Raw genomic sequence first — 18256 nt, forward strand, 5'->3', positions numbered from 1 at the left:
ATCGGACAACCTGACCGCCGGTCGCAACAAGCGGAGAGGGAAGCATGGCACTGCTCAGCTTCGAACGAAAATACCGCGTGCCGGGTGGCACGCTGATCGGGGGAACCTGTTCGACTTCTGGGTCGGGCCGTTCTTCGTCGGTTTCTTTGGCGTCACGACATTCTTCTTTGCGGCGCTCGGCACCATCCTCATCTTTTACGGAACGGCGATGCAGGGGGTGTGGAACCCCTGGCTGATCTCGATCGATCCGCCGGCAATCGAAAACGGTCTTGCCTTTGCGCCGCTGATGCAGGGCGGGCTTTGGCAGCTTATCACCATCTGCGCCATCGGGGCCTTCGTGTCCTGGGCGCTGCGCGAGGTCGAGATCTGCCGCAAGCTGGGCATGGGGTATCACGTGCCCTTCGCCTTTGGCGTCGCGATCTTCGCCTATGTCACGCTGGTCGTGATCCGGCCGATCCTGATGGGAAGCTGGGGCTATGCCTTTCCTTACGGCATCTTCAGCCACCTCGATTGGGTGTCGAACACCGGCTACACCTATGGCAACTTTCACTACAATCCGGCGCATATGATCGCGGTGAGCTTCTTTTTCACCACCGCGCTTGCGCTGTCCCTGCACGGAGCCCTGATCCTGTCGGCAGCCAACCCTGAAAAGGGCAAGGAAATGCGGACGCCCGATCATGAAGACACCTATTTCCGCGACCTGATCGGCTATTCGGTCGGCACGCTTGGCATCCACCGCGTGGGCCTGTTGCTCGCGCTGAATGCCGGGTTCTGGAGTGCCGTCTGTATCGTCATCTCGGGCACCATCTGGTTCGACCAGTGGGTCGTCTGGTGGGATTGGTGGCTGCAACTTCCGTGGTGGGTCGATATCGCAGGAGGCGTAAATGGCTGAGTATCAGAACATCTTTACCCAGGTGCAGGTTCGCGCTGCACCCGAGATGGGAATGGTCGAAGGCGTCGAATTGTCCAACCGCGGAAGCGGCGCAGGCTTCTCGACGCTGGCGGGCTGGCTTGGCAACGCGCAACTCGGGCCGATCTACCTTGGCGCGATGGGTGTCTTGTCGCTGATGTCGGGCGCGGTCTGGTTCATGCTGTGCGGTGCATGGTTCTGGTATCAGGCCGGGTTCAACCCCGCGGTCTTCATGCGTGACCTGTTCTGGTTCTCGCTCGAGCCGCCCTCGTCGGAGTATGGCCTCGGCTTCGCGCCGATCGCCGAAGGGGGGCTGTGGCTGATCGCCTCGTTCTTCCTGTTGATCTCGGTCTGTGCGTGGTGGGTGCGAACCTACCTGCGGGCGCAGGCCCTGGGCATGGGCAAGCATGTGAGCTGGGCTTTCGCCTCTGCCATCTGGTTGTTCCTTGTGCTTGGCCTGATCCGGCCGGTGCTGATGGGGTCCTGGTCGGAAGCGGTGCCTTACGGTATCTTCAGCCACCTCGACTGGACCAACAACTTCTCGCTGTCCTACGGCAACCTGTTCTACAACCCGTTCCACGCGCTGAGCATCGCCTTCCTTTACGGATCGGCCCTGCTGTTTGCGATGCACGGGGCGACCATCCTTGCGGTTTCGCGCTTCGGCGGCGACCGCGAGCTGGAGCAGATCGCCGACCGTGGCACGGCTTCGGAACGGGCTGCCCTGTTCTGGCGCTGGACCATGGGGTTCAACGCCACGATGGAAGGTATCCACCGTTGGGCCTGGTGGTTTGCGGTGCTGGTGACGCTTACGGGCGGTATCGGTATCCTTCTGACCGGCACAGTGGTCGACAACTGGTTCGTCTGGGCACAAGACCACGGCTACGCGCCGCTTAACTGAGGGATGAAAGCCAATGTCTGACGGATATTTCAACGAAAAGCCGGGTCGCGCGCTGCGGTCCTGGGCACTCTACCAGATGCTTGCCGGAGCGGGTTGGGGGCTGGTCTTCACGGTCGCCATCGCAGCCTTCGGGCTGGCGCTGTGGGGGGTAAGCCTGCTTCTGCCGGAAGAAAGCAAGCAGGCACCGTCGCCCTACAACTCGTCCATCGAGATCGTGCAACACGTCGCTACGGTCTGACCTTCGGGCGGGGCGGCCTGTGTCGCCCCGCCTTTCATAATTCGGGCCAGGATGCCGGCCCGGATCCGGGGCGCAACCACAGCCCGGTTCCCTTCCTGTTGGCGACAGGGACCTGGTGCCGTGTGGTCCGTCCGCACGGCACTTTTTTATCTCGAAAGGCCAAGCCATGACTCCGATCCTTGACCGCGTATCCGGCCCTGCCGACCTCAAGGCCTTGACCGATGGCGAGTTGGGCCGATTGGCGGGCGAGGTCAGGAACGAGGTGATACAGGTCGTGTCCGAAACCGGCGGGCATCTTGGGTCGTCGCTGGGGGTGGTCGAGTTGACCGTGGCGATCCATGCGGTCTTCGACACGCCGCGCGACAAGCTGATCTGGGATGTGGGCCACCAGTGCTATCCGCACAAGATATTGACCGGACGGCGCGAACGGATGCGGTCCTTGCGCCAGTCGGGCGGGGTTTCGGGCTTTACCAAGCGGGCCGAGTCGGAGTTCGACCCGTTCGGCGCGGCGCATAGCTCGACCTCGATTTCCGCGGCCCTGGGCTTTGCGATGGGGCGCGAGATGGGGCAACCCGTGGGCGATACCATTGCGGTGATCGGCGACGGCGCGATCACGGCAGGCATGGCCTATGAGGCGATGAACCACGCAGGCCATCTGGGCAAGCGGCTGTTTGTTATCCTGAACGACAACGACATGTCGATTGCGCCGCCCGTGGGTGCCTTGTCGAAATACCTCAACGAGATTGCGGCCAAGGGGCCGTTGTCTCTGCTGAAAGCGGCGGCCGAGGAATTCGAGACGCGCCTGCCCGGACCCATGCGCGACGGTGCGCGGCGGGCGCGGGCGCTGGTGACCGGCATGCCCGGCGGCGGCACACTGTTCGAGGAGCTTGGGTTTTCATATATCGGGCCGATCGACGGGCATGATATGGGGCAGGTGCTGGCCACGCTGCGGGCGGCGCGGGCGCGGGCGACGGGGCCGGTCTTGATCCATGCCGTGACGGTCAAGGGCAAGGGCTTTGCGCCTGCCGAAAGCGCTGCGGACAAATACCACGGCGTGTCCAGGTTCAACCCGCTGACGGGCGAGCAGGCCAAGTCGAAGTCGAATGCGCCGGCCTATACCACGGTCTTCGGCAATGCGCTGAGGGATGAAGCCGCGCGCGATCCGCGCGTGGTGGCGATCACGGCGGCGATGCCTTCGGGAACAGGGCTGGACATCATGGCGCGGCGCTTTGCGGCGCGGGTGTTCGACGTGGGGATTGCGGAACAACATGGCGTTACATTCGCCGCCGGAATGGCTGCGGCGGGGCTGAAGCCGTTCTGCGCGATCTATTCGACCTTCCTGCAGCGTGGCTATGACCAGATCGTGCATGACGTGGCGCTGCAAGGTCTGCCTGTGCGCTTTGCCATCGACCGCGCGGGGCTGGTGGGCCAAGACGGGGCGACCCATGCGGGGGCTTTCGACATCGGCTTTCTGGCCAACCTGCCCGGCTTTACCGTGATGGCGGCAGGAGACGAGGCAGATCTTGTCCACATGGTTGCCACCGCCGTGGCGCATGACGGCGGGCCTATCGCATTCCGCTATCCGCGGGGCGAGGGGATGGGGCTTGACCTGCCCGAGCGCGGTGTTGCTTTGCCGCTGGGCAAGGGGCGTGTGCTGCGCGAGGGGACGGACGCGGCGATCCTGTCGTACGGGGCGCATCTATCCGAGGCGCTGGCCGCGGCCGAGGCGCTGGCGGGCGAGGGGATTTCGGTGACCGTGGCCGATGCGCGTTTCGCCAAGCCGCTGGATACCGCGCTGATCGACCAGTTGATCGCGCATCACGGGGCTTTGGTGACGTTGGAAACAGGGGCCACTGGGGGATTCGGGGCGCTGGTGCTGCACCACCTCGCCAACTCCGGCGGGCTGGAGCGGGGCCGCGCGATCCGCACGATGACGCTGCCCGACCGCTTCATCGACCAGGCGTCACCGGCGCAGATGTATGACTGGGCGGGGCTTTCGGCCAAGGATATTGTTCGGGTGGTGCGGCAGGCGCTGGGGCGTGAGGCGGCTAAATCGGGCTTGCGGGTCGTGTGAGCCGCCAACGATTTTTCTGCGAAAAATCAGTCGGTGGAGCGGTCCCTGAATTTTCGCGAGAAAATTCGTTGGGACCGCTGTGCCGTCAGGCGCGGCCGACAGTCTGGCGCTGCTCGCCCAGACCTTCGATACCCAGACGCATGACCTCGCCGCCCTTCAGGTAGATCGGGTCTGGCTTTTGGCCCATGCCCACGCCGGGGGGCGTGCCGGTCGAGATCACGTCGCCGGGGTTGAGCGACATGAACTGGCTGACGTAATGCACCAGATGCCGGACGCCGAAGACCATCGTTTTCGTGCTGCCGTTCTGGTAGCGCTTGCCGTCGACTTCCAGCCACATCGACAGGGCCTGCGGATCGGGCACTTCATCCGCCGTGACCAGCCAGGGGCCGATCGGGCCAAAGGTGTCGCAGCCCTTGCCCTTGTCCCAGGTGCCGCCGCGTTCGATCTGGAATTCGCGTTCGGACACATCGTTGATCACGCAATAGCCGGCCACATGTTCCATCGCCTCGGCTTCCGACACGTAAGAGGCGCGTTTGCCGATGACCACGCCAAGCTCGACCTCCCAGTCGGTCTTGACCGAGTTGCGCGGTATCAGCACGTCGTCATTCGGGCCGACGATGGCCGAATTGGCCTTCAGGAAGATCACCGGTTCTTTCGGCACCGGCAGGTTCGATTCCGCGGCGTGGTCGGCATAGTTCAGGCCGATGCAGATGAATTTGCCGACCGACCCGACACAGGGCCCGATGCGTGAAGGGGCAAGTTCGGGCAAGCTCGACGGATCGATGCCGCGCAGTTTGGCAAGGCCCTCGGGGGCCAGCACAGAACCAGCGATATCGGGGACGATGCCGGCAAGGCTGCGGATCTTGCCCGAGGCGTCCATCATCGCCGGCACTTCGGCCCCGCCTCGCCCACACGCATGAGTTTCATCCGGTCGTCTCCCTTATTGCCGCATAAATCCGTGGCAGGGGAACAGCGAACGGCGGGCTTTGGCAAGGGCTAACATGTTAGTGGCGCCAAGTTTCGCCGCGAGCGTAGGCAAGCGACAGGAAAGCGCAGGCGCAGCGGGCCGTATGACCTTATCTTGCGTTGCCGAGGCGCGTCTTATGTGGCAAGACATTCTAAGGATATCTAAACTGATGAGTTCAGGCATGAGCGACTTTTCGACCCGCCGCGTGATGATGGTCGACACGCAGGTTCGTCCGTCGGACGTCACCAAGTTTCCGATCATCGAGGCGATGCTGGCGATCCCGCGCGAGGTCTATGTTCCCGACGCGATGCGCGAGGCGGCCTATATGGGCGAGAACGTCGAAATCGCCCAAGGCCGTGTCGTGCTCGAAGCGCGCACCTTTGCCAAGATGCTCGACGCGCTCGACATCCAGCCGGGCGAGCTGGTGCTCGATCTGGGCTGCGGGCTTGGCTATTCGACCGCCGTCATCGCGCGTCTGGCCGATGCGGTGGTCGCGGTCGAGGAGAACGAGGCGCTGGCGTCCGAGGCGCAGCGCACGCTGTCTGCCGAAGGGGTGGACAATGCCGCCGTCGTCGTGGGCACCTTGTGCGAGGGCGATGCCAAGCACGCGCCCTATGACGTGATCACCATCCAGGGCGGGGTCGAAGCCGTGCCAGCCGGGTTGCTGGCCCAACTGCGCGAAGGCGGGCGGATCGGTGCGATCTTCATCGAGGGTGCCTTGGGCATTGCCCGCGTCGGCTACAAGATCGACGGCGCCGTGACATGGCGTTACGCCTTTAACGCCGCTGCCCCTTTGCTGTCCGGCTTTGCGGCCAAGCGCGCCTTCACGTTGTGATATTGCCGGCCCGTCGACCGGGGGGCTTCGGGATGCTTTTTGATTGGCACAGGGCGGACAGGCCGGTGCGAAATGGACAGGGGCGATGATGCGGGCTTTTTTCAAAGCGGCGGCTGTTTCGGTATTCGCGCTTGCGGCGGCGCTTCCTGCGGGGGCCGAAAGCCTCGCCGATGCGTTGGTTGCTGCTTACAAGACGTCCAAGGTTCTTGACCAGAACGAGGCGCTATTGCGCGCCGCCGACGAGGATGTTGCCGGATCGGTCGCGGCGCTGCGGCCTGTGATTTCCTTTGTTGCACGCTCGCAATACAACGACCCGCAGGTATCCACCGCAGGCAACCTGCAGCGCAGCTATTCGCTGGTGGCGCAATGGACGCTGCTCGATTTCGGACGGCGCAAGCTGGGCGTCGAGATCGCCAAGGAAACCGTGCTTGCCACGCGTGAGGCGTTGCGCGGGCTGGAAAGCCGCGTGTTGCTGCAAGCGGTCGATGCCTATGTCAACGTGCGGCTCCAGTCCGAGATCGTGGCGCTGCGGCAGTCGAACGTGCGGCTGATCGGCGAAGAGTTGAAAGCCGCCAAGGACCGTTTCGATGTGGGCGAGGTGACGCGGACCGATGTGGCGCTGGCCGAGGCGCGGCTGGCTTCGGCCCAATCGGGGCTGGTTGCGGCGCAGGGTGACCTGACCACCGCGCGCGAACGCTACAAGGCGATGACCGGGGCCTATCCGGGCCGTTTGTCGACCCTGCCAAAGCTGCCGGCCACCGCCAGAACGCTGGATGCGGCACGCACGCAGGCCTTGGCCAGCCATCCGCAGATCGCACAGGCGCAGCGGCAGGTGACGGTGGCCGACCTTGGGCTGCAGATCGCCCGTGCCAGCCGTATGCCCACCCTGACCGCCGAAGCCGGCCTGTCGCGGACCGCTAACGCCGACGATACCGGCAAGTCGCTGTCGCTGACGCTGAACCAGCCGCTTTACACCGGCGGGGCGATTGCATCGGGCGAGCGGGCGGCGCTGGCCAACAAGGAAGCGGCGCAGGCGGCGCTGGCGCAAGTCGGGATCGATGTGGCCGAGAATGTCGGCAATGCGTGGTCTGCCGTCGATGTCGCCTCGGCGTCGATCACGGCGGGGTCGCAGCAGGTGGCAGCCGCACAGGCCGCTTTCGACGGGGTGCGGGAAGAGGCCGATCTTGGCGCGCGCACCACGCTCGATGTGCTCGATGCCGAGCAGGAATTGCTCGACGCCCGCGCGCAGAAGCTGACCGCCGAGGCGCAACGCTATGTGGGCGTCTATAACCTGCTGTCGGCGATGGGTCTTTTGTCGGTCGAGCATCTGGGGCTGGATGTGCCGGTTTATGACCCGGCGGCCTATTACAACGCGGTCAAATCGGCCCCGATCAGCGCGCAGGGCAAGGCTCTGGACCGGATCATGGGACGGACCGGCAACTGACACCAAGATTGACCGCGATGGTCACGCCATTTTCTTGAAGTGGCCGCGGTTGTGCGGCTATCATGCTGCACAACGTCTGTCAAACAAGGACCGTGGCGCATGTCCGAACCCATGAGCAATGTCGAGATCGAGGATGTGCTTTCGTCCATCCGCCGTCTCGTTTCGGATGACCTGCGCCCGCAGGCGCGGGCGACGCGGGTCGAACCGGCATCATGGCCTGTGTCTGACAAGCTGGTGCTGACGCCTGCGCTGCGGATCGTGCCCGAGCCGGCACCGGAGCCTGAGCCTGCGCCCGAGGCCAAGGTTGAACCTGATGCCGGACCGGATGCCGGGCCTGTGTTCCATACCGTACGGGGCAGCGTTGCCGAAGAAGCCGGTTTCATCGCCATCGATGACGAGGAGCCGGAAGCCGTGCTGGCGCGCGACATGCCCGCCGTCGAGGCCTATGATGACGATGGCGCCGCCGCACCTGTCGATATGCCGGTGTCGATCCCCGAGGCGGTTTTCGCTGCGCAAGAAGCCGAAGTGGCCCCTTCTGCTGCGGCGGACCAATGGGCGCATCCGGCGTCCGGGACCGCCGATGATGGCTGGGCGGAAGCCGCCGAAGCCGCCGTCCGAGCCGAACTGGAGCAAGATGTCGGGCAATCGGCCTTTGCCCGTTTCGTGGACGAGGACGAAGACCCTGCCTTTGACGAGGCCGCGATGCGCGATCTGGTGCGCGATATCATCCGCGAGGAATTGCAGGGCACCTTGGGCGAGCGCATCACGCGCAACGTCCGCAAACTGGTGCGGGCCGAAGTCGCGCGCGCGCTGGCTGTGCGGGATTTCGAATAAACCGATCCTGATCGCCAAAATGGAAAACGCGCCCCTGCGGGCGCGTTTTTCAGTGCAGGCCGAGAGCGTTCAGGCGGCTTCTGCCTGATCGGCTTCGAGTGCATGGCGGCGTTCGGATTCTTCGCGCGACAGCGCGACCGAGGTGCGGATGCCCTTGGCCACGAAATCCATCAGACCCTTTACGACACGCTCGTTCGGGTCGATCCCCGCGCAGGACAGCACTTCGCGTCCATCGCGAGACCGCGCCCAGCGGGCGATCTGTTCGGGGCCATTGCCATATTTTTTGTCGTCGGCAATTGCATCGTCAAGTGCCGCCAATACGACGGCCGCGAAGAGCTTGCGGGCGCGTTGCCCCTGCTCGTAGTTGAAGGCGGTACCGTCAACGAAATCGACCATCTCGTCGTTCCTTATTCTTGCTCTTGTCTTTTCTGGCGTCGGGCGAATATGACGATTTAGTCACGATTCGGTATTGCGTTCTTGGAATGATAGCTATGCAATTGGCGCATGGCTATCACAGTTGCGCTACCGTATCTAGTCGTCTTGTCCGCCGGGGATGGACGAGATATAGGCAGCGCCACTTCGTCTTCAACCTCTCGACAAGGTTTTGTCATCATGGCCAAGATCAACGGCAACGAAATCAAGCCCGGCATGGTGCTGGAACATGACGGCGGGCTTTGGGCCGCGGTCAAGGTCAACCATGTCAAACCCGGCAAGGGCGGGGCTTTCGCTCAGGCCGAGCTGAAAAACCTGCGCGACGGGCGCAAGCTGAACGAACGTTTCCGGTCGGAAGACAAGGTCGACGAGGTCCGGCTGGAGAACAAGGACCAGCAGTTCCTGTATGAAACCGACGGGCGTCTGGTGTTCATGGATTCGGAAACCTACGAGCAGATCGAACTTGATGCCGAATTGCTGGGCGACCGCCGCCCCTTCCTGCAAGACGGCATGACCGCCACGATCCGCTATTACGGCGATGAGGCGCTGGCGGTGACGCTGCCGCAAAAGGTCAAGTGCCGCATCGTCGAGACCGAGCCGGTGCAAAAGGGCCAGACGGCGGCCAACAGCTTCAAGCCCGCGATCCTCGACAATGGCGTTCGGATCATGATCCCGCCGTTCATCGGACCGGATGAAGATATCATCGTGCATACCGAACTGATGGAATATTCCGAACGCGCCTGAGGCTTGCCAAGTGGCCCCGGCCTGCCGCAAGCTGGCGGCAGGCGCGGGGGTGCGATTTGGATGTGGATGTTTGCCTGACGACGATTTCGGGACGCATCGGGCAGGTGCATCTGGTGATCGGGTCGATACTGGCCCAGAACCCGCCGCCTGCGCGGGTTTTTCTTTATCTGTCGCATGCGCCGTGGCTGCTTGATCGTGGCGTGCGAGACATGCCCGAGGCGCTGCGCGATCTGGCGGCGGCGGATGGCAGGCTGCACATCGGCTTTGTCGAAAACACCGGACCTTACCGCAAGATACTGCCCTGGCTTGCCGAACACGGGCAGAGCGGGCGGATGGTGGTGACGGCGGATGACGATACGGTCTATCCGCAGGGCTGGCTGGAGGGGCTGCTGGCGGCGTGGAAGCCGGGTCTGGCAGTGGCCCATAGCGCGCATCCGGTGGTCGTGCGGAACGGGCGGGTGGCGCCCTACCGTCAATGGCTGAAGGCCTCGTTTGTGTCGCCCGCGCTGCTGGCTTTGCCCATCGGCAAGGATGGGGTGCTGTATCGGGCTGCCGATTTCCCGCCCGAGGTGCTGGAGGTTGCCGAGGCGCTGCGGATCGCGCCCACGGGGGATGATCTGTGGCTGCGCTGGCATCTTGCGCGGGTCGGCATCACGGTGGCGGTTTCCGGACAAGCCAAGCTGCGCGACGCGGGACAAAGCGACAGCCTGTGGCAAAGCTATAACCGTGGCGGCGGCAATGATGCGATGGTCGCGGCGCTGGAAACGTGGTCGAGCGGGCGTTTCGGCTTTACGATGGCGGCGCTTGGGGCTGGTCCGGATCAAGCGTGACACGGGCCGCCCCAGCGGCCAGTGGCCCATCGGCGCGGTCAAGCCTCAGGTAAGCGATGGCGCGGTCGCCCGAACGGGTGAACAGCGTGCCGGCTGGCTTGCCCTCGGCGGTGGTGATCTCGGGCGATGTGGCCTCGCCCTCGACCCGAACGCGGACCAGACCCTTTTTCAGCTCGGTCTTGTGCTTCATGCGGGCGGTGACTTCCTGCCCGACATAGCAGCCCTTGCGGAAATCGACGCCGTGCAGGCGTTCGAACCCGTGTTCGAGCAGATAGCTGTCATCGGGGATCAGCTCGATCCCGCTTTCGGGAATGGCATGGGCGACGCGGATCGCGGCCCAGTCGATTGCGGGGGCGCTGCCTGCCGTGGCGGTATAGGCGCGCCAGCCAAGCGCGGGGTGGCGCGGGTCGGGCAGGGCGTTTGCCGGAGTGTCGCCAAGCCCGCGCTGAACATGAAGCGGCGAGGGGGCGATCTGAACGTCGGCCCGCAAGCGATACATCGTCAGCCGCCGCAGTGTGGCGGGGGCGAGCGGTTCGGCAATGTCGATCAGCAACGGGCCATCGGGGAGCTTGACCACGAAGAAATCGGCCAGATATTTGCCCTGCGGTGTGAGCAGCGCCGCCCAGACGATGCCCGGCGCCTTGGCCAGCGGCAACAGGTCGTTCGATACCATGCCTTGCAGAAAGGTCAGCGCATCTGCCCCCGTTACCGTCCAGACCACGCGCCCTTGTGTTGCTTCGCCTTGCATCAGTCTTCCTTGAATTGCAGCCGGTAAAGGCTGGCGTAAAGCCCGCCCTGTGCCAGAAGATCGTCATGCTTGCCCTGTTCGACAACCCTGCCGCGGTTCATCACCACGATCTTGTCGGCATCGCGCACGGTCGACAGGCGGTGCGCGATCACCAGCGTGGTGCGCCCCGTGGCAAGCGTGGCGAGTGCTTCCGCCACCACCGCTTCGGATTGGGCATCGAGCGCACTCGTCGCCTCATCCAGCAGCAGGACAGGCGCATCGGCCACAAGGGCGCGGGCGATGGCGACGCGCTGGCGCTGCCCTCCCGACAGGCCCGATCCGCGCGGCCCTGCCGGCGTGTCGAGTCCGAGCGGCAGGCCGGCGACGAAATCGGCCAGATGGGCAGCGCCGAGGATGCTGCCAAGGCGGTTGGACGTGACATCGTCGCGCCCCATCAGGATATTCTCGCGCAGGGTCTCGTCGAACAGGGCGGTGTCCTGGCTGACCGAGGCGAAAAGCCCGCGCTGGTCGGGCAGGCTGAAGCCGCCGATCTCTTGCCCGCCGATCCGGATGCTGCCGCTGTCGGGTTCGGCAAGGGCAGTCAGCATGTGAAAGACCGTGGTCTTGCCCGCGCCCGAAGGGCCGACGATCGCGGTCATCTTGCCCGCTTCGGCGGCGAAGGTCAGCCCGTCCAGAACCGGCACTCCGGGGTAGGAAAAGCGCACGTCGCGGAATTCGACGCCGGGGATGCCCACCGGCAAAGGGGCGGTGCTGGTGACGGGGCGGGTCATCGCAGGTTCGACATCGAACAGCCGGAAGATCCGCTCGAGGCTGGCAGCCGCGACTTGCCATGATCCGAACAATTCGCCCAGGCGGCGGATCGGCTGGAAGGTCAGCGCCATTGCGGTGAAGAACGACATGAATTCGCCCACGGTGCGGGTGCCTTGCGCGACCTCGCGCCCGCCAAGCAGCAGGACGGCAAAGAACCCGATGCCGGTCACCACGTCGATCATCGCGGGCATGACCGACTGTGCCACGGTCGCCTTGGTCTGGGCGCGGTTCAGCTTGGCGATGATCGCCCCGAACCGGCCGGTCTGGTAGCTTTCCTGACGGTTCAGCTTGATCGCCTGGATGCCGTGGAAAATCTCGTCCAGACGGGTCGAGCGTTGGCCTGCCTCGGCGCGCAATTGCTTGGACTTGCGGCGCAGGTAGCGTTGCAAAATCGCGGTCGGCAGGATCAGGAGCGGCGCGCCGATCAGTGCGGCCAGCGTCCAGCGCAGATCGATGCCCACGGCCACGACCATAAGCCCCGTCAGCGCCACGGTATCGCGGCCAGCCGCTACGATCACCGTCATCCAGATCGACTGCACGGCGGCGGTGTCGCCCTGCACCCTCTCCATCAGCGTGCCGGGCGGGTTGGTCTGGAAAAAGGTGCCGTCCTGCCGCAGGATATGGCCCAGAAGGTCAAGCTGCATCGCCGCCGCCGTCCGCAGCGACACGGTGGTGAGAAGCACACGCGACAGGATCGAGGTCACCGCGCGGATCAGGAACAGCGACAGGATGCCGGTTCCGACCAGCAAAAGCGATGTGGTACCGCCGCTTGTGAAGACCTGGTCGAACAACGGCTTGAGCGAATAGCTGAGCAGGCCGAGCGTGCTGCCCTCGACCGTCATGACCACGAAGGCCAGCGCCATCAGCCAGCGGTGCGGGCGCAGATAGCCGTGCCAGAGCCGTCCGAACAACGCTCCCGACGCATAGCGCGGGTCTTTGTCGTCGATGTGGTCAGGGTCTGGATGCGACACGAGATGCCTTTGGCTTGGCAATGGGCCCAGGGGGGTTGCGGGAGGCCTGTCGCACGGCTCTAGCCCGAAAGCCGCATCAGGGCAAGGCGGGGGCCAAGGCGGAGGATGCCCGCGGTTGACCATTCCCCCGCGCTCCCCTAGCCATGTCGCACGAGCATTGGAGAGCCAGATGAGCCTTGCCCACGGACGCCCCTATCTTGCCATTCCCGGCCCTTCGGTCATGCCCGACAGGGTGCTGGCGGCGATGCATCGTGCGGCGCCGAACATCTATGAAGGCAAGCTGCCCGACATGGTCGAGACGCTGTGGCCCGACTTGCGGCGCGTGGCAGGCACGACCCAGAACGTGGCGCTTTACATCGCCAACGGGCATGGCGTCTGGGAAGCGGCCAACATGAACCTTTTCTCGCGCGGCGACCGTGCGCTGGTGCTGGCGACGGGGCGTTTCGGTCTGTCATGGGCCGAAAGCGTGCGCGCCTTGGGCGTGACGGTCGATGTGCTCGATTTCGGCAAATCCTCGCCGGTCGATTTCGACAGGGTGGAAACGGCGCTGCGGGCCGATGGCGGGGCCTACAAGGCGGTCTTGTGCACCCATGTCGATACGGCAAGCACGGTGCGGACCGATGTTCCGCGCCTGCGGGAGGTGATGGATGCCGTGGGGCATCCGGCGCTGCTGGCGGTGGATTGCATCGCGTCGATGGCCTGCGACGAATTCCACATGGATGCATGGGGCGTCGATGTGGTGGTCGCCGCCAGCCAGAAGGGGCTGATGGTGCCGCCGGGCATCGGCTTCGTGTGGTTTTCGCAAAAAGCGCGCGAGCGGTGCCGCACGTCTGACCTTCGCACGCCCTATTGGGACTGGGCGCCCCGCGCCGATGCGACCGAGTTCTGGCAATACTGGAACGGCACCGCCCCCACGCATCACCTGTTCGGCCTGCGCGAAAGCCTCGACATGCTGGCCGAAGAGGGGATGCCCGCAGTCTGGAAGCGGCACGAGGTGCTGGCACGCACAGTCTGGGCGGCCTTTGACGCATGGGGTGCGGGCAGTCCCGACATCGCGCTGAACGTGGCCGATCCGGCGCATCGCGGGCGGTCGGTCACGGCGGCCCGCATGGGTGCCCCGCACGCCACCCGCCTGCGCGAATGGACCGAGCACAAGGGCGGCGTGACGCTGGGCATCGGGCTTGGCATGGCCGCCCCGTCCGAGCCCGCCTATCACGGGTTCCTGCGGGTGGCGCATATGGGCCATGTGAACGCCCATATGACGCTGGGCGCGCTGGCGGTGATGGAGGCGGGGATGGTCAGCCTGAACATCCCGCACGGGCAGGGGGCACTTGCCGCCGCTGCCCGCGTGGTCGGTTCGGCTGTCTGAGCCTTACTGACCGTTCTTTGCCAGCCAGTCGCGCATGAAGGCGATCTCGCTTTCCTGCGCGGCGACGATTCCTTCGGCGAGTTTCCTGATCTCGGGGTCGGACCCGTGTTCCAGTACGATCCTGGCCATGTCGATGGCGCCTTGGTGATGGGCGATCATGCCGGTGACGAAATCGATATCCGCATCGCCGGTGTATTCGATGTCCATGCCCTGATGCATGGCCATATTGGCATCGCGGTAGGCCTGCGTGGCCGCATCTCCCGCCATCATGTGGCCGGAATGGTCGGTCGAATGGGTCATCGTCTCGGCCCGGGCGGCAGGTGCGGCGAGCATCAGCGTGGCGACAAGAAGAGCGGTCTTTTTCATGGGTCAGCCTGTTCGTGGGTGAGTCTCCCTTTCTTTTGCGCCCTTCCAGTGGCTGGAACGCAAGTCGCAACTGCGTGACCATGCAGCGCACTTCTCCGCCTCCTTCGGGGCTGCTGCATAAAGAGCGGGCAGGTCGTGCGGTGCTGCACAGCGAAGTGAAGGGTTTTCCCTTCACGACAGCGCAGGTTCTGCCTATTCTTTGCGTAACAGGTGGATGAACGCGCCATGACCAGCCCAAGCCCTTGCCGCAGCCATGACCGCAGACCGGTCGTCGGCATCATTGGCAACATGAGCCTTCTGAATTCGGAATATGCCGTGCATGCAGGCGGCGTGATGAATTCCGAAGCGGTCGCGCAGGTCTCGGGCTGCCTGCCGCTGATCATCCCGTCTGACCCGCGCTTCGTGTCGGTCGCCGAACTCCTCGACCTTTGCGACGGCTTTTTGCTGACGGGGGGGCGCCCGAACGTGCACCCCAGCGAATACGGCGAGGAAGAGACCCCCGCGCATGGCTGCTTTGACCGCTGCCGCGATGCGGTCACCCTGCCGCTGATCCGCGCCTGCGTCGAACGGGGCCAGCCCTTTCTCGGCATTTGCCGCGGCTTTCAAGAGGTGAACGTGGCCCTTGGCGGCACGCTGCACCCCGAAATCCGCGATCTGCCGGGACGGATGAACCACCGCATGCCACCCGATGGCACGATCGAGGAAAAGTTCGCCCTGCGTCACCCCGTGCGCTTCGTCGAAGGCGGGGTCTTCCACCGCCTGATGGGCGCGCCCGAGGTGATGACCAACACACTGCACGGCCAAGGCATAGCCCGTCCGGGGGGGCGCATCGTGATCGATGGCCACGCGCCCGACGGCACGCCCGAAGCGATCTATGTCAAGGATGCGCCGGGGTTCACGCTTTCGGTGCAGTGGCACCCCGAATGGAACGCGATCGGAGATCCGGTGTCACGCCCGCTCTTCACGGCCTTCGGCGCGGCTGTCGCGGCTTGGGCGCAGGGCGTCCGGCCCGTGGTGCCTGCCATTCCGGTCTCTGCCTGACTGCCCCTTTCACGCTGGTGCAAATATCCTCGGGATGGGTCCGGGAAGGGCAGACGGCCCTTTCCGGGGTCACGGCACAGAGCGCCTTGTCGAGGCTTGCGAAAACGTTTTACCATACGCCAAAGACCGGCTTGGGAGGCCCTGAATGAAACGCTCGCGCATCAATGACATCATGGCGGCGGCGGACGAGATGATCCGCCACTACGGCTTCGTGCTGCCGCCCTTTGCCTATTGGACGCCGGACGAGTTCAAGGCCAAGGCAGCACAGGCGGGGCGGATCATCGATGCCCGCATGGGCTGGGACATCACCGATTTCGGGGCCGAGAAGTTCGACGAGATGGGGCTGTTCCTCTTCACCCTGCGCAATGGCCAATTGGCTGATCTCAAGCGCGGCGGGGGCATGTGCTATGCCGAAAAGCTGCTGATCTCGCGGCAGGACCAATTGTCGCCCACGCACACGCACTTTCTAAAGGCCGAAGATATCATCAACCGGGGCGGGGCCACGCTGGTGATCGAGCTTTACGGATCGGACGACAAAGGCAATTTCGCGCCGGATCGTGGCGGCATGGTGCGCTGTGACGGGCTCGATGTGCCCTATACGCCGGGGATGAAGCTGAAACTCGCGCCGGGCGAAAGCGTCACGCTGATGCCCGGCGACTGGCACGCCTTTTGGGGCGAGGGCGGCGATGTGCTGATCGGCGAGGTCTCGACCGTGAACGACGACCTGATCGACAATATCTATGTCCAGCCCATCGGCCGCTTCGCCGAGATCGAGGAAGACGTGGCGCCGACGCATCTGCTCGTCAGCGATTACGACAGCTGGCTGCCCCGCTGACCGGTTTTTCTGCGAAAAATCGTGGGGAGCTTTCCGCCCCCCCCCACGGCGTTGCGCGCCTTCCCCCCGAGGATATTTGAGAGGGGGCGATGTCCATTGTCCGATCAGTTGGTGGTTGCGGGCGGCGGCACGATCAGGGCCGGTGGCACGCCGGTCAGACCCGGTTTAAAGGCGGGCATGGCGGCGGGGACAGGGGCCGGTGTCGCGGCAGGCTTGGGCTTTTTCGGCGCTGGCGGCGGCAGGGTCAGCTTGGTCGGGATCGAGCCGTCGCGGTTGAGCACGATCACCTTGGCGCCGTCCTGCACGCGGGCGTAAAGGTCGATCACGTCCTGGTTGATCATGCGGATGCAGCCGGACGAGGCATTGCGCCCGATCGAGAACCATTCCGGCGTGCCGTGGATGCGGTAGCCATAGTCGATCCCGTTCGTCGTCAGGTACAGTGCCCGCGCGCCCAGCGGGTTTTCCAGACCGCCGGGTTGGCCGTCCTTCCACTTTTCAAGCTCGGGCTTGCGGTCGATCATTTCCGGCGGCGGCGTCCAGGTCGGCCATTCCTTGCGGTTGGTGATCAGCGCCTCGCCGGACCATTCGAAACCGGCCTTGCCGACCGATATGCCATAGCGCAACGCCATGTTCTTGCCGGTCACCAGATAGAGGTGCCGCGCAGCGGTGTCGATGATGATCGTGCCGGGGGCCTGATCGGTCGGGTAATAGACGGTCTGGCGCTGGAATTCGGGCGGAACCTTCTCGACCGGAACGGCGGGCAGGGTAAAGCGGCCATCCATCGACGAGACATAGACGCCCTGTTCGATCTTTGGCTCGGGCGGTTTGGCAAGCCCTGCATCGATCATCGCCTGATCGGGCACGCAGCCGCTCAGGAACAGGGCGGCGAGGGCCGCCGTCGCAAGACGAAAGGAAGGGCGCATGGGTCTTATCCTGCCATTTCCGGTTTTGCGCCGCGCAAAATGGCACGACGTTCTCTTTGTGCGAATCCTAGCCTTCCTCCCCGGCGCCGTCAAAGCCCTAAAGGCGGGTTCTGACCTCCCAAAGTTCGGGGAAAAGCCGCACCTCGAGCATCCGGCGCAGATATGCCACCCCCGAGGTGCCACCGGTGCCGCGTTTGAACCCAATCACCCGCTCGACCGTGGTGACGTGGTTGAAACGCCAGCGGCGGAAGTAATCCTCCAGATCGACCAACTTTTCGGCCAATTCATAGGCTTCCCAATGCGCGGCCGGATCACGGTAGACGGTTTCCCAGATTTCGCGCAGGCCTTCGTGCATCTGCCACGGGGCCGAAAGGTCACGGCTTAGCAGGTCTTGCGGCACGGGCAGGCCCGCGCGGGCAAGATGGCGCAGCGCCTCGTCGTAAAGCGAGGGGCGGGCGAGTTCTGCTTGCAGCTTTGCCATCAGGTCGGGGCGGTGGGCGTGGGGGCCAGCATCGCCGTGTTGCGGTTTCCCAGCGCATATTCGATCAGCCGGTATTGCCACGACTGGAAGCCCGACGACTGGCCGAGATCGTCGCGAAAGCGCGTGTAATCGGCGGGGGTCATGGTGCGAAGCACGTCCCATGCGTTGTTGAGCTGCTCGAAGATGCGACTGACGCGCGCCAGCATCTTGAACGCCTCGCGCACGCGGTCGGCGGCGATCATCGCGCGTGCGGCGTCAAGTTCGTGCAGTGCAAGGCGCATCCAAAGCTCCGAGGTCTGGTGCTGGATGATGAACAGCATCTCGTCATGCGCGGGCGTCAGGCAATGTTGCGCGGTCAGGATGCGGTCGATCTGCAGATAGTCGCCATAGGACATCCGGGCGTCGAAATCGGTTTGCGCCCCGTCATCGGCGGGGTTGAACGGGCAGCCTGTGGCAGTATCGGTCGGTTCGGTGGTCATTCGCGTTTTCTCCTGAAAGGGATGGGG

General features: G+C 64.5%; 16 protein-coding genes and 3 pseudogenes. 12 read left to right on the forward strand and 7 right to left on the reverse strand.

The window, feature by feature from the left end; translation table 11 throughout:
- The first annotated feature begins 44 nt into the window (after nt 1–44).
- From pufL to dxs, 4 genes and pseudogenes are all read left to right on the forward strand, one after another.
- A pseudogene (pufL, locus tag HYN69_RS05555) lies at nt 45–892 on the forward strand (photosynthetic reaction center subunit L).
- Nucleotides 885–1808: a photosynthetic reaction center subunit M gene (gene pufM / locus HYN69_RS05560; protein WP_108434876.1), complete on the forward strand. Its 924-nt coding sequence runs from the start codon at nt 885–887 to the stop codon at nt 1806–1808. Before pufL ends, pufM begins: the two are co-directional and overlap by 8 nt.
- A gap of 13 nt (nt 1809–1821) precedes the next feature.
- Complete coding sequence (pufX, locus tag HYN69_RS05565) at nt 1822–2046, forward strand: RC-LH1 core complex protein PufX (RefSeq protein ID WP_108434877.1); 225 nt, start codon at nt 1822–1824, stop codon at nt 2044–2046.
- Between the two features lie 166 nt (nt 2047–2212).
- Nucleotides 2213–4120 carry a 1-deoxy-D-xylulose-5-phosphate synthase gene (dxs, locus tag HYN69_RS05570; RefSeq protein ID WP_108434878.1) on the forward strand — a complete coding sequence of 636 codons (1908 nt, stop codon included), beginning with the start codon at nt 2213–2215 and terminating at the stop codon, nt 4118–4120.
- An 85-nt stretch (nt 4121–4205) separates the two neighbouring features.
- Here the strand turns inward: dxs and HYN69_RS05575 are convergent.
- Nucleotides 4206–5047 (reverse strand): annotated as a pseudogene (locus HYN69_RS05575) (fumarylacetoacetate hydrolase family protein).
- 221 nt (nt 5048–5268) lie between these two features.
- Here HYN69_RS05575 and HYN69_RS05580 point away from each other — a divergent pair.
- The 3 genes from HYN69_RS05580 (at nt 5269) to HYN69_RS05590 (ending at nt 8200) form a co-directional block, all read left to right on the forward strand.
- A complete protein-coding gene (locus HYN69_RS05580) occupies nt 5269–5922 on the forward strand; it encodes a protein-L-isoaspartate O-methyltransferase family protein (RefSeq protein ID WP_108434879.1) in 654 nt (217 codons plus the stop codon).
- A gap of 88 nt (nt 5923–6010) precedes the next feature.
- On the forward strand, nt 6011–7366 hold the full coding sequence (locus tag HYN69_RS05585) for a TolC family outer membrane protein (RefSeq protein WP_108437050.1): 1356 nt from the start codon (nt 6011–6013) through the stop codon (nt 7364–7366).
- Between the two features lie 99 nt (nt 7367–7465).
- Nucleotides 7466–8200, forward strand: a complete 735-nt coding sequence (locus tag HYN69_RS05590; RefSeq protein ID WP_108434880.1) for a hypothetical protein — start codon at nt 7466–7468, stop codon at nt 8198–8200.
- A gap of 69 nt (nt 8201–8269) precedes the next feature.
- On the opposite strand, the gene HYN69_RS05595 is transcribed toward HYN69_RS05590, so the two are convergent.
- Nucleotides 8270–8596 (reverse strand): DUF6280 family protein, encoded by a 327-nt coding sequence (locus HYN69_RS05595; protein WP_108434881.1) that lies wholly within the window; start codon nt 8594–8596, stop codon nt 8270–8272.
- Nucleotides 8597–8812: 216 nt separating this feature from the next.
- On the opposite strand from HYN69_RS05595, the gene efp reads away from it, so the two are divergent.
- Both efp and HYN69_RS05605 read left to right on the forward strand, forming a co-directional pair.
- Nucleotides 8813–9376 (forward strand): elongation factor P, encoded by a 564-nt coding sequence (gene efp, locus HYN69_RS05600; protein WP_108434882.1) that lies wholly within the window; start codon nt 8813–8815, stop codon nt 9374–9376.
- A gap of 56 nt (nt 9377–9432) precedes the next feature.
- Nucleotides 9433–10206 (forward strand): hypothetical protein, encoded by a 774-nt coding sequence (locus tag HYN69_RS05605; protein WP_108434883.1) that lies wholly within the window; start codon nt 9433–9435, stop codon nt 10204–10206.
- Here the strand turns inward: HYN69_RS05605 and ygfZ are convergent.
- Together ygfZ and HYN69_RS05615 are read right to left on the reverse strand one after the other, a co-directional pair.
- Nucleotides 10166–10954, reverse strand: a complete 789-nt coding sequence (ygfZ, locus tag HYN69_RS05610) for a CAF17-like 4Fe-4S cluster assembly/insertion protein YgfZ (protein ID WP_108434884.1) — start codon at nt 10952–10954, stop codon at nt 10166–10168. The genes HYN69_RS05605 and ygfZ overlap by 41 nt on opposite strands.
- The gene (locus HYN69_RS05615; protein ID WP_230426547.1) at nt 10954–12627 is read right to left on the reverse strand and encodes an ABC transporter ATP-binding protein; all 1674 of its coding nucleotides are present in this window, start codon (nt 12625–12627) and stop codon (nt 10954–10956) included. The genes ygfZ and HYN69_RS05615 overlap by 1 nt, the downstream gene beginning before the upstream one ends.
- Before the next feature lie 277 nt (nt 12628–12904).
- Between HYN69_RS05615 and HYN69_RS05620 the strand changes: the two genes are divergently transcribed.
- Nucleotides 12905–14104, forward strand: a complete 1200-nt coding sequence (locus HYN69_RS05620; RefSeq protein WP_108434886.1) for a pyridoxal-phosphate-dependent aminotransferase family protein — start codon at nt 12905–12907, stop codon at nt 14102–14104.
- A 3-nt stretch (nt 14105–14107) separates the two neighbouring features.
- On the opposite strand, the gene copM is transcribed toward HYN69_RS05620, so the two are convergent.
- On the reverse strand, nt 14108–14470 hold the full coding sequence (copM, locus tag HYN69_RS05625; protein WP_108434887.1) for a CopM family metallochaperone: 363 nt from the start codon (nt 14468–14470) through the stop codon (nt 14108–14110).
- Between the two features lie 225 nt (nt 14471–14695).
- On the opposite strand from copM, the gene HYN69_RS05630 reads away from it, so the two are divergent.
- Nucleotides 14696–15511 carry a gamma-glutamyl-gamma-aminobutyrate hydrolase family protein gene (locus tag HYN69_RS05630; protein WP_108437051.1) on the forward strand — a complete coding sequence of 272 codons (816 nt, stop codon included), beginning with the start codon at nt 14696–14698 and terminating at the stop codon, nt 15509–15511.
- 145 nt (nt 15512–15656) lie between these two features.
- Nucleotides 15657–16346, forward strand: coding sequence for a D-lyxose/D-mannose family sugar isomerase (locus HYN69_RS05635; RefSeq protein WP_108434888.1), 690 nt, complete (start codon nt 15657–15659; stop codon nt 16344–16346).
- Between the two features lie 104 nt (nt 16347–16450).
- Here HYN69_RS05635 and HYN69_RS05640 read toward each other — a convergent pair whose 3' ends face one another.
- Entirely contained in the window at nt 16451–17269 is an 819-nt protein-coding gene (locus HYN69_RS05640; RefSeq protein WP_108434889.1) for a L,D-transpeptidase, read from the reverse strand.
- A 97-nt stretch (nt 17270–17366) separates the two neighbouring features.
- Nucleotides 17367–18229, reverse strand: a pseudogene (kynA, locus tag HYN69_RS05645) (tryptophan 2,3-dioxygenase).
- Between the last annotated feature and the right edge of the window lie 27 nt (nt 18230–18256).

The organism is Gemmobacter aquarius (genome assembly GCF_003060865.1).
In the GTDB taxonomy this organism is placed as follows: domain Bacteria; phylum Pseudomonadota; class Alphaproteobacteria; order Rhodobacterales; family Rhodobacteraceae; genus Paragemmobacter; species Paragemmobacter aquarius.